Consider the following 10,522-nt stretch of genomic DNA (forward strand, 5'->3'; position numbering starts at 1 on the left):
ACTGTGTTAAGTAGATGCACCCTGATGATCTGGAGAGCTACCCAAGTGGCTCTCTATTTTTTTTGGCATCAGAAAATTTCGTCACCAAAAAAAATATCAAAAAAGGGGGTGAGGGGTCTTGCCCCTCATGGCAAACCTGATATACTGTGTTAAGTAGATGCACCCTGATGATCTGGAGAGCTACCCAAGTGGCTCTCTGTTTTTTTTGGCATCAAAAAATTTTGTCACCAAAAAATTATCAAAAAAGGGGGTGAGGGGTCTTGCCCCTCATGGCAAACCTGATATACTATGTTAAGTAGATGCACCCTGATGATCTGGAGAGCTACCCAAGTGGCTCTCTGTTTTTTTTTGTTGTGTTTGTTGTGTTTGTTTTGTGTTTGCTGTCCTCCGTGAAATTTCATAAAGATATTACAAAATGTAAATGAGGGGTATAACCAATCATCCCAAAAATGAGATAATATGATACGAAAGATGCACCCTGATGATCTGGAGAGCTGCCCAAGTGGCTCTCTTTTTTTTCTTTATTTATAGATATTAGTCATTAAATAGGAGTCCTTTGTCAAGAGTTATTTGTCAGAAGTTGTGAACACTCGGACAAAGGACAAAAGCTTGATATAATCGCTCCTCAAACCACTAAGAGTTGTGGGGGAAAACAAATGGCAGACTGGCAGGAAATTACTGGTGGTGTCACAGCACCCAGGGGATATCGTTCAGCAGGGATTGCAGCAGGATTGAAACCTTCGGGATTGCCGGATTTGGCTTTGATAGTGTCAGATGTGGAGGCGATCGCCGCAGGTGTATTTACGACAAGTCATGTCAAAGCAGCCCCTGTGGATTATTGCCGGCAACGCTTGCAAGGAAAGCATAGCGCTCGTGCTATCCTTTGCAACGCCGGACAAGCAAACGCTGCAACTGGTAATGCAGGTTGGTTCGATGCACTAGAAAGTGCGATGACGCTAGAACAAGCACTGAGTATCCCCTCAGAATCTGTGCTACTAGCTTCTACTGGAGTGATTGGGCAACGAATTCGGATGGATGCACTCAAAGCAGGAATTCCCAAACTGGTAGCCGCCCTTTCCGAAACAGGATCAGATGCAGCAGCAAGGGCAATCATCACCACAGACTTGGTGACAAAATCTATTGCCCTAGAAACAACGATAGGCGATCGCCCAGTACGAATTGGCGGTATTGCCAAAGGTTCTGGAATGATTCATCCCAACATGGCAACGATGCTTGCCTTTGTCACGTGTGATGCAGCGGTGTCTCCCAGCTTATGGCAACAAATGCTGAGTCGCGCAGCTGATAGAAGCTTCAATTCGATTACCGTTGATGGTGATACTAGCACCAACGATAGCTTAATTGCTCTTGCCAACGGTCAATCGCGCACCCCGGCGATTACTGAAATGGGCGCAGAAGCAGAAAAATTAGAGGCGATGTTAACAGCAGTTTGCCAGCACTTGGCGAAGGCGATCGCCCGTGACGGTGAAGGCGCAACTTGTCTTGTGGAAGTGCAAGTCACAGGGGCGCAAGACGAACAAGCAGCCCGTCAAGTTGCCAAAACTATAGCAGGTTCTTCTCTTGTCAAGTCTGCCATCTTTGGGCGCGATCCCAACTGGGGACGCATCGCCGCTGCTGCTGGACGTGCCGGAGTTCCTTTTGAGCAAGAAAACCTGAAAATAAACTTAGGAGATTTCTTGCTCATGGACAATGGTCAACCACTTCCATTTGATCGCAAAGCCGCAAGTGAATATCTCAAAAAAGCAGCACAAGGTGCATATCTCAAAGAAGATACCGTGTTAATTTCCGTCACTCTTGGCAATGGTCATGGTTCGGGTAAAGCTTGGGGCTGTGATTTGAGTTACGACTACGTGAAGATTAACGCAGAGTATACAACTTAAGCCAATCAAACCGCAAAGGGCGCGAAGAATAGAAAAATATGGCGAAAGCAGCAGATATCGGTGGGAAGCGTTTAATTAGCCTAGCACCAGATGCTTGGGTAAAATGGGTAACGCAATCCCCCGATGTCTTAGCACGAGAAATTCTTGGCTCTGAGTTTCAATGGATTAGCTGTGAAAGCGATGTCGTCGTCAGAGCTTACCATCCACAAATCGGCGAGTTTCTGGTGTTGAACGAGCTACAATTGCGCTATAATACCCGTCTCCCTTTGCGGATGCGAGCTTATGCAGCACTGGCAGAGGAACGTTACAATTTGCCAGTCTACCCAGTACTAATTAACATTTTGTCGCCGTCAAATACAGCAGCAATTGTTGATAGTTATGAATCGCAGGTTCTTGGGTTACAGGCGCGTCAAGACTATCGGGTAATTAATCTTTGGGAAGTGGATGCAGAAATAGTCTTTCAACAACCTTTGCCATCGTTGCTTCGCTTTGTACCAGTACTTAAAGGCGGGGATGAAGTCGCGGTGGTACAGCAAGCGGTACAACTTCTCCGTGCTGATGAACAATTGAGCGAGTTAGAACCTCTGTTAGCCTTTTTTGCTAGCTTTGTATTGTCAGCTCCTCTGGTACAACAAATTATGAGGTGGGATATGGCTGTGTTAAGGGAATCACCTTGGTATCAAGAGATTTTAAATGAAGGACGGCGACAAGAGTTGCTCTCTGGTATTGAGTTAGGTTTGCAACTCAAATTTGGCTCACAGGGGTTACAGTTGATGCCAGAGATTTCCCAGATTACGGATTTGGATGTATTAAGGGCAATTCGAGAAGGGCTATTGACAAAGAATACTTTAGAGGAGATTCGCCAGGTCTACATAATTAATGAAGATTAATGAAGCATAAAGTTTTGCTGTTGAATAATTGAACTGCCAAAATGTCAAGAGGAGAAATCTATCCGTCTTTGAAGAAAAGAGAACGATTTCTTTGATCCATCACAGGCGAGATCGCCGTTTAAGCGACTCATGCAGGACCATTGCCGCAAGTCGCACTGCGTTCTTTTGACTTTTCGGTTATACCCAAATAAGCAGATAGAGCAGTCCTTGCGGTATCACCGAAAATTACATAAGGACTTGTACAACGCTGCTATTAACAACAGATTTGTTCAGTATCAAAAGTTCAACCACAAAGTTGATTATTTTGAACAACAAAACAGTTTACCAGCTTTCAAAAAGGTGTGGACTGAGTACAAAGAAGTTGGTTGCCATGCGTTGCAAGCTACTTTAAAACGAGTAGATTTTGCTTTTGAACGTTGGTTTAAAGGATTAGGTAAACGCCCCAGATTCAAATCAATTCGGCATTATTCAGGATGGACTTATCCTGATTCTGCGGGATTCAAAGTCGAGTCCAACAGCGAGAATGGATACCTCAATCTCTCTAAGATTGGACGTATTCAGATGCGCGGAAAGGCTAAGTATTGGGGGAAACCTACTACTTGCACCATTGTTTACCGTAATGAGAAGTGGTACGCATCTATAACGGTTGATGTATTAGAACAAGTATTGAAACCTGAAGTTTTACCAGTTGGTGCTATTGGTATTGACTTAGGTTGTAAGTCGGCGCTGTCCATAACTGATGGAACGAATCATCAACACTCTTGTGCTCCCAAATTCTTACGGAATGCTGAACGCAAAATAAAACAAGCGTCCAAAGAGAAACGACGATCACGCGCACCAAACAGGAAGAAGAAAGTTAAAGCTTCTAGAAGATGGAAAAAAGCCCAATCTAAAGTCAGTAAGCTTGTTCGCAAGGTTGCGAATCAACGACAGAATTGGGTACATCAAGTTGCAGCAGAAATAGTAAGCGGTAATAGCTTCGTTGCAACCGAAAAACTAGAAGTGAAAAACATGATAAGTATTGCAAAGAAAGGTAAGCGCAAAAAGCTCTTATGCTGGGCTAAACAAGTCAATACTTGACGTAGGGTTTGGAATGCTTCGTAGCACCATCAAATACAAAGTCGAACAAATTGGTGGTGTATTTATCGAAGTACCAACTAAGAAAGTAAAGCCCAGCCAAACCTGTCCTAGATGCGGACACCAGCATAAGAAGACGCTTGATATTCGCGTCCATGAGTGCGGTGCTTGCGGGTACGTACAGGATAGAGATGTCGCTGCTGCTGAGGTAATGCTTTACTGGGCTAAAGGAACTCTACCGGGGTTTGGAACAAGCCTCGTAGACGAGGCAGCGCCTTGCGGGGGTTCCCCCCGTTGTGGCGACTGCCGTGCTGATGTCCTTAGCTCTACTTCATCCACCAGCAAAAAAGCTGGAAGCATGAAGCAACTGGGATGTGCGAAGCGTCAGAAATCTACTCTTACTGGGCTGGACGTAGAAACCAGCCCTTCAACAAAGTAAGGGCTGGTAGTTCATGAAACCTGAATATACCCATCTGCAAGTGGTACATCTGCGTTCCCCCAAGTTGCACTCTTATTGGCTGTTAAACCTAAAGAAGTAGAGATGACAGGCGCTGCAAGTATTTAGAAGGCGTTAGGAAGAGTACACATGACTTATTTGTACTGATTTGTGTTCATCAATACAAAGTCAATCCAAAATCCGCCTTTGGGACATATGCAGTTTAAGTCTCTTGGCAGGCATGAGGAGTGTAGAGGGGAAATATTATCGAAATACAACTAAGATTTTTGTAGTGATTATTGCTTGACTCTAATTCTGCATAAAACCTCAAATCTCCATTAAATGAAATCATAGGTCGAAACGTTATGTCTTCGCTAAAATCTTATTGCAATTTCAAAACAGTAAATGATTTTAAATTACCTAATTATCTAAAGCAAGTTAGCAACAACTAACTTTCTAGCTCTTTAAATTATAGTACGTTACGCTTGCTGTCATGCACCATAATCTAAAATTGTCATTTTGCTGCATTGACACGTGAACTAACGACAGCATTGGGTCACGAATGAATCATCAAAACAAAAAAAGACAGGTGTACAAAGATGCTTGAAATGAAGACAAAACAACCTATTTTTAGCAAAAATCAGCATGTTTCTTTTATTGGCGGTATGGGAAAAATTTTGAATTGCCAAATAGATTCAGGTATGTGGGCTTATGCCGTTGAGATGGAAATGGGACCGCCACCAGAATCGGGTAGGGTAGGTCCGGAGACAACAATTTTGCTGTATGAAACGGAAATTCAGGACGTAATGCATTTATGAAATACCCACCCATCTCTACTGCCTCTACTGTTAAAGATTTGACAAATTATACTGGTCATTAGATAGCCTTGCTTCAACTGCCGGCGCAAGCAACGAAAAGGCAAATTTTGCAAATATCATATGACTAGTTGTCGTGGGATGTATAACGTCCCAGAATAAGAACTTATCAGTGTAATTTTGAAGATGTTCTAACTGGTCAAGTTGAGAGTCAGTCACATTCGTAAAACCGAATTTTGTTGGATTGGTGAGGACTTGATTAAATAGTGAATGAACATCGAAAAGAATGATATTTACATCAGAACCTAGACTTAGAGAGCTAAGTGATTTGGCTAAACCAACGTTATGCTCCCGAGTTAACGCATTGAGGAGGGCGGATTGTTGACTATTCCTGCGTGTAGCAGGTAGTTCTCCTAAGTCTGGCAAGTTAAGCACCATGATATGTCTAGCGCCAACAGCAGCCAACGATGTGACAGCATCTGATAGATTTTTAATGGGCATGGCAGGTTGAGTCAAGCCAGCGCCTAAGTAATCATTAGCTCCCGCCCATATTATATAAACTGCCTCACAGTCAGCAAGCCTATTGACTGCCTTTAAGTCTCCAATAAAACTGTTAATTTGCTGCTGCAATCCTGGTAGACCTAGTGGATTATTAGGAATGAAGGTATTATCGCTACCTGTATTTGCACCACCAATGGCAAAGTTAGTATTCCTCCTAGAAGTTAATCCTAGTAATGTTGCGAGGTATTCTACCCATACTGGACCATTGGAAAAGCGTCCTTGAAAGTAGGGTGGTGAAGGTGGACGCCCCTGTCCTAATGCCTTTTGCGTGGTATCGAAGGCATTACCGATATCACACAGGCTGTCACCAAACACATACATATCACTAAAAGGACAACGTCTTGTATTTGCTCTTACAAAAGTTTGGAAGTCGGATGATAGTTGCTCGTCTGGTGTTAAAGTTGCTGCAAGTAAGTCAGGACTGATATCTCGATAAGAATTGACGACATCAAATATGTTGATAATCATGAGTCAGAATTTTGCTTTACTAGATTGGATTTTGGACAAAAAGGAATAAAATTTTAAAGTTTAGACAAATTTCTCTAAACTTCTTCCACTACATCTTTGATAGATGTAGCTGAAATTGACTTATGCACTCATAAGGACTCTGCGAGGGTCAGCCCCTTCTCCTATCGGAGACGCTGCGCGTATGCCTAGCGGCACGCTTTGCGCTTACGGGGAAGTCACGCATTCACGCATTCACGCATTCAAAAGTCAATTGCTCTTATTTTCTCTAAGCAACTAATGGCTATCTATAGCAATCCTATTTCAGTTGTGAAAAATATCCGTGGTGGCTGTTGACCGTTGACCGTTTCCTGTCACAAGTCTAGGTCAACACCCTGTATGCCAGATTTCACGCTCTCCTAAACGGACTGCTATATACAGATAAAGTCTGGAAAGTTCAGATGAACTACCCGCCCTTACTTCGCCCGTGGGCGGGTTTCTACATCCTGCCCAGTAAGAGTAGATTTTGAACGCTTCTTCGCCCCTAGTTGCTTCAAGATCACCAGCTTGTTTACTGGTACGTGAAGTAGAGCTAGGCGACTCCGCGTTTACGAGTCCGGTTCCCGAACCCGGTAGAATTCCTTTAGCCCAGTAGAGCATAACTTCGGCGGCAGCAATATCACGGTCTTGTTGATATCCACAAATAGCACACTCATGAACTCTAATATCGAGTGTTTTCTTGTGTTGATGACCGCATTTAGGACAGGTTTGACTGGGTTTTACCTTCTTGGTCGGGACTTCTACAAATACACCACCAATTTGTTCGACTTTATATTTGATGGTACTTCGCAGCATTCCGAAACCGACATCAAGGATTGACTTGTTTAACCCTGCTTTCTGCTTTTTCCGCTTACGGGGTCTTACACGTAAAAAATCGGGCAGCCTTTGTTTTGTTGATTCGTCGGCGCAGTCGGGTACTCGTTGTAATAAGGCTGCCCGATTTTTAGGGGACAATGCGTCGCCCTTGTTTGCTTTACCAGTCATCTTCTTCACTTCTAGTTTTTCAGTTGCAACGAAGCTATTACCGCTTACTATTTCTGCTACAACTTGATGTACCCAATTCTGCCTCTGGTTAGCAACCTTGCGAACAAGCTTACTAACCTTTGATTGAGCTTTCTTCCATCTTCTAGAAGCTTTAACTTTCTTCTTCCTGTTTGGTGCGCGTGATCGTCGTTTCTTTTTGGAAGCTTGTTTTATTTTGCATTCGGCATTTCGTAAGAATTTGGGAGCACAAGAGTGTTGATGATTGGTTCCATCAGTTATGGACAGCGCCGACTTGCAACCCAAGTCAATACCAATAGCACCAATTGGTAAAACTTCGGGTTTGAGAATCTGATCTAAAACGTCAACAGTAATAGATGCATACCATTTCCCGTTACGAAAAACTACGGTGCAAGTAGTTGGAGTTCCCCAGTACTTGGCTTGACCACGCATCTGAATACGCCCAATCTTGGACAAATTGAGGTATCCATTCTCGCCGTTGGACTCGACAGAGTAACCAGTTTTAGCTGGATAAGTCCATCCAGAGTAATGGCGAATAGACTTAAACTTTGGGCGTTTACCTAACCCTTTGAACCATCGTTCAAAGGCAAAATCTACTCTTTTCAAAGTAGCTTGCAAAGCTTGAGAATTAATTTCTTTGTACTCTGTCCAAACCTCTTTGAATGCTGGCAAACTATTCTGCTGCTCTATATAGCTAACAGAATGCTTGAACTTTTCGTATTGCGTAAATCTATTGTAGACAGCGGCGTTGTACAAGTCCTTGTGCAATTTCCGGTGATACCGCAAGGACTGCTCTATCTGCTTATTTGGGTATAACCGAAAAGTCATTCGTCTTGTCGCCACTACTTGTTTTCACCTCGTTTGTGCTAATCTATATGTACTTACAGTAAGACTAACAAAAATTACGGAAATATGGCTAGAATTGCTAGAACAAATAAAATTATTGTGCGGTTGACAGACAAAGAAAAAGAAAGACTAGAGAATTACGCGGTTGCTCTAGGTGTGTCCATGTCTGAGGTCATTCAAGACTACATAAAGTCTCTTCCCGACACTAAAATTGGTAATTCCTCAACCATCCTCCGCCCTGTCAAACAATAAAGTTTGATTCGGTTGAGGATGTTCTCGTCATTACCCGCTGTCCATCCCCACCCTACTTCGTAGAGGGTGGGGACTTCCGCGAATCCGTTAAAGTTCTCAAAAAGCAGATCTTCCAAAGAAAGCTTCCACGTAGGATGCGGCGGGAACATTCTGCCGCGCGCGTTTCAAGGATAAGGATAAGGTCGAAGCATCTAGCGCTGTTACATTTTGTGAATATTTTATAAAAAATTGCGTTGCTTGACTACTACAGCAAGATAAATCCAGAACTTTGGTGTCTGCATGAATTGTTAACCCAAGCATTGCCAATTGCCTCAAACGCGCTTCACCGCCTACACAAAAGAGCCGCCAGACGAGATATACCATCATACTGCCATTGGAAGCGGTAACTAGAATGCCTTAAAATTGTAGGCACAGCCTCTTTGCTTGTCGTTAATTTTGGATATTTATTCAAGATATATTGTTAACATTAGTAAAAAACCTGAAAAATTGCGGGGATTGTAATTGCTATGGGTCGCGTAGGCGTCTTATTACTCAATCTCGGTGGTCCCGACAAATTAGAGGACGTCGGACCCTTTCTGTTCAACCTGTTTTCCGATCCAGAAATTATTCGCCTACCCTTTCGTTGGTTGCAAAAACCCTTAGCTTGGTTTATTGCCTCAAGGCGCACCAGTAAATCCCAAGAGAACTACAAGCAAATAGGGGGCGGTTCGCCGTTGCGACGCATTACCGAAGCTCAAGGAGAAGCGTTGAGAGAACAGCTGGGTGCCTTGGGGCAAGACGCTAATATTTACGTTGGAATGCGTTACTGGCATCCTTACACCGAAGAAGCGATCGCCAAAATTACCCAAGACAACATCGAACGTCTTGTGATATTACCGCTGTATCCCCAGTTTTCCATCAGTACCAGTGGTTCCAGCTTCCGTCTTTTAGAAAGACTTTGGCAAGAAAACCCAAAACTTCAGGTTATTGATTACACCGTCATTGACTCCTGGTACAAACAACCAGGCTACCTCCAAGCAATGGCGGATCTGATAGCCCAGGAACTAGACCAGTGTGCCAATCCCAATGATGTTCATGTCTTCTTCAGCGCTCACGGCGTTCCCAAAAGCTATGTTGAAGAAGCAGGCGACCCCTATCAGCAAGAGATTGAGGAATGCACTTATTTGATTATGCAAACCCTTAATCGACCGAATCCTCATATTTTAGCTTACCAAAGTCGCGTGGGTCCAGTGGAATGGCTACAACCTTACACAGAGGATGCTATCCCAGAACTAGCAGAAAAAGGCGTCAAAGATTTGGTGGTTGTGCCTATCAGTTTTGTCTCAGAACATATTGAGACACTCCAAGAAATTGACATTGAGTATCGGGAAGTCGCAGAACAAGCCGGCATTCACAACTTCCGCCGCGTACCCGCCCTTAATACTCATCCGGTATTTATTAAGGCATTGGCTGATTTGGTGATTGATGCATTGAAATCCCCCAGTTTAAAACTCTCGCAAGTCAGCCAAATGAAGAAAAAGGTCAAAATCTACCCGCCAGAGCGTTGGGAGTGGGGTCTGACTAGTAGTGCAGAAGTTTGGAATGGTCGTATTGCTATGCTTGGTTTCATAGCATTGATTATCGAACTGATTACAGGTCACGGTCTGCTGCACATGATTGGGCTTTTGTAGTCAACTCTTTATGCAATAATTCGTAATTCGTCATTAAGTTAGTAATGACGAGTTAAGAATTGTTGAAATCCATGTGGTACAAACACAACTATATTTTTTTATTACTTCTGTTCCTAAGTAGCTTGACAATATTTTATTTATGGTTTCCTGTGGATGATTCTAATTGCAACACAAAAGTAGTTCTTAGACCAAAATTTGGAAAATACGATGTGTATGCTACCAAGGTAGTTGTTCAGCCCTGGCGTGGTGAACATCATGTTTATGGAATCTTTATAGTTCCAGATAAATACAAGGAATCCCCATTTTTTGTGTTAACAGTAAAAGGTGCTGGCAGCTACTGTGAAAAGCCATTTGGCACGTTACAAGAAGTTGATGGGATTTTTGCTGAGCCAGGTACGCATTTAATAAGAGACTACATTAGAACTCGAACCGCTTTCAAGTTAATTCTCCAAGGTATGTACAAGCAATTAAAAGATCCACAAAGCTGGAAACTCACATACCCGCGTAACATTGCTCGTAAGCTTACCCCCGGCTGAAGCACGGGGGCATTCGCCACCGAGTCCAGAGCGGT

Annotated in this window: 8 protein-coding genes and 2 pseudogenes; 7 read left to right on the forward strand and 3 right to left on the reverse strand. The window is 43.3% G+C overall.

What is annotated here, in order from left to right:
- Nucleotides 1-656: 656 nt before the first annotated feature.
- From argJ to AACT52_RS20440, 4 genes and pseudogenes are all read left to right on the forward strand, one after another.
- Entirely contained in the window at nt 657-1,898 is a 1,242-nt protein-coding gene (gene argJ / locus AACT52_RS20425) for a bifunctional ornithine acetyltransferase/N-acetylglutamate synthase (RefSeq protein ID WP_073633109.1), read from the forward strand.
- Nucleotides 1,899-1,936: 38 nt separating this feature from the next.
- A complete protein-coding gene (locus AACT52_RS20430; protein WP_073633110.1) occupies nt 1,937-2,788 on the forward strand; it encodes a transposase in 852 nt (283 codons plus the stop codon).
- 129 nt (nt 2,789-2,917) lie between these two features.
- Nucleotides 2,918-4,304, forward strand: a pseudogene (locus AACT52_RS20435) (RNA-guided endonuclease InsQ/TnpB family protein).
- A 596-nt stretch (nt 4,305-4,900) separates the two neighbouring features.
- Nucleotides 4,901-5,119, forward strand: coding sequence for a hypothetical protein (locus tag AACT52_RS20440; RefSeq protein WP_337251634.1), 219 nt, complete (start codon nt 4,901-4,903; stop codon nt 5,117-5,119).
- Between the two features lie 30 nt (nt 5,120-5,149).
- On the opposite strand, the gene AACT52_RS20445 is transcribed toward AACT52_RS20440, so the two are convergent.
- Nucleotides 5,150-6,145 (reverse strand): SGNH/GDSL hydrolase family protein, encoded by a 996-nt coding sequence (locus tag AACT52_RS20445; protein WP_073633111.1) that lies wholly within the window; start codon nt 6,143-6,145, stop codon nt 5,150-5,152.
- A 363-nt stretch (nt 6,146-6,508) separates the two neighbouring features.
- A complete protein-coding gene (locus AACT52_RS20450; RefSeq protein WP_233154017.1) occupies nt 6,509-8,011 on the reverse strand; it encodes an RNA-guided endonuclease InsQ/TnpB family protein in 1,503 nt (500 codons plus the stop codon).
- 84 nt (nt 8,012-8,095) lie between these two features.
- Here AACT52_RS20450 and AACT52_RS20455 point away from each other — a divergent pair, with 84 nt between their 5' ends.
- The gene (locus AACT52_RS20455) at nt 8,096-8,281 is read left to right on the forward strand and encodes a ribbon-helix-helix protein, CopG family (RefSeq protein WP_073633112.1); all 186 of its coding nucleotides are present in this window, start codon (nt 8,096-8,098) and stop codon (nt 8,279-8,281) included.
- 117 nt (nt 8,282-8,398) lie between these two features.
- On the opposite strand, the pseudogene AACT52_RS20460 reads toward AACT52_RS20455, so the two are convergent.
- A pseudogene (locus AACT52_RS20460) lies at nt 8,399-8,693 on the reverse strand (SAM-dependent methyltransferase); the annotation flags it as partial.
- 94 nt (nt 8,694-8,787) lie between these two features.
- On the opposite strand from AACT52_RS20460, the gene hemH reads away from it, so the two are divergent.
- Nucleotides 8,788-9,951 carry a ferrochelatase gene (hemH, locus tag AACT52_RS20465; RefSeq protein ID WP_073633113.1) on the forward strand — a complete coding sequence of 388 codons (1,164 nt, stop codon included), beginning with the start codon at nt 8,788-8,790 and terminating at the stop codon, nt 9,949-9,951.
- A 149-nt stretch (nt 9,952-10,100) separates the two neighbouring features.
- Nucleotides 10,101-10,487, forward strand: coding sequence for a hypothetical protein (locus AACT52_RS20470; RefSeq protein ID WP_337251635.1), 387 nt, complete (start codon nt 10,101-10,103; stop codon nt 10,485-10,487).
- Nucleotides 10,488-10,522 lie beyond the last annotated feature (35 nt).

The sequence above is a fragment of the Scytonema sp. HK-05 genome (assembly GCF_963872035.1).
Classification (GTDB): domain Bacteria; phylum Cyanobacteriota; class Cyanobacteriia; order Cyanobacteriales; family Nostocaceae; genus Kalymmatonema.

Bases quoted from the DNA above. Each gene is read 5' to 3' on its own strand.
- argJ (WP_073633109.1), top strand. From the start codon at position 657: ATGGCAGACTGGCAGGAAATTACTGGTGGTGTCACAGCACCCAGGGGA.
- AACT52_RS20430 (WP_073633110.1), top strand. From the start codon at position 1,937: ATGGCGAAAGCAGCAGATATCGGTGGGAAGCGTTTAATTAGCCTAGCA.
- AACT52_RS20440 (WP_337251634.1), top strand. From the start codon at position 4,901: ATGCTTGAAATGAAGACAAAACAACCTATTTTTAGCAAAAATCAGCAT.
- AACT52_RS20445 (WP_073633111.1), bottom strand. From the start codon at position 6,145: ATGATTATCAACATATTTGATGTCGTCAATTCTTATCGAGATATCAGT.
- AACT52_RS20450 (WP_233154017.1), bottom strand. From the start codon at position 8,011: ATGACTTTTCGGTTATACCCAAATAAGCAGATAGAGCAGTCCTTGCGG.
- AACT52_RS20455 (WP_073633112.1), top strand. From the start codon at position 8,096: ATGGCTAGAATTGCTAGAACAAATAAAATTATTGTGCGGTTGACAGAC.
- hemH (WP_073633113.1), top strand. From the start codon at position 8,788: ATGGGTCGCGTAGGCGTCTTATTACTCAATCTCGGTGGTCCCGACAAA.